Annotated in this window: 1 protein-coding gene; it reads left to right on the top strand. The window is 64.0% G+C overall.

The annotated features are described in order from the left end of the window. The coding region (locus AB4Z53_RS35460) for a CapA family protein (protein ID WP_441600117.1) at nucleotides 1-547 on the top strand (547 nt) is incomplete at both ends.

Here is a 547-nt window from a genome sequence, read left to right as displayed (position 1 = left end):
GCCTTCACCAACTTCGAAGGCACGATCCTTGGGCGTCACGGTGGCTGGCCGCTCAAAGGCTCGTTCTTCGGCTGCAGCGCCCCATTCGTGCTCGATACCCTGAAGGGCATCGGTTTTGAGGCGCTGTCGCTGTCGAACAACCATGCCTTCGACCTCGGTCCCTCCGGCGTGCTCTCGACGCTGGAGGAAGTCGAGAAGCGCGGCTTCCTTCATGCCGGTCTTGGTCGAGATCAAGGGGAAGTCTCGCGGGCGAGCACTGCTGTGATCTCCGGGCGGCCGGTTGCCGTCGTTGCCATGGACGGCGGTCCGGGCCCAGACTTCATGTATGCCGAAGATGCGAAGGAAGGGCGCCCCGCCCGTCCCGGCGTTAATCGGCTCGGGATTACCCAGAGGATTGAGGTCGACGGCGCCGCGTTCGAGCAATTGGCAGCGATCCGCGACCAGGTCGGTTACACCGCGATTGATCTTGCCAATGACAGCCAGCCGGACGATCGCCCGGAGCTTAACCCGGAAACCGAGATCGCGCTTGCCCGTGCCGTGTTCCGGC

Origin of the sequence: Ensifer sp. 2TAB8 (genome assembly GCF_052115125.1) — a bacterium.
In the GTDB taxonomy this organism is placed as follows: domain Bacteria; phylum Pseudomonadota; class Alphaproteobacteria; order Rhizobiales; family Rhizobiaceae; genus Ensifer.
This window is presented reverse-complemented; position numbering and strand designations above follow the sequence as displayed.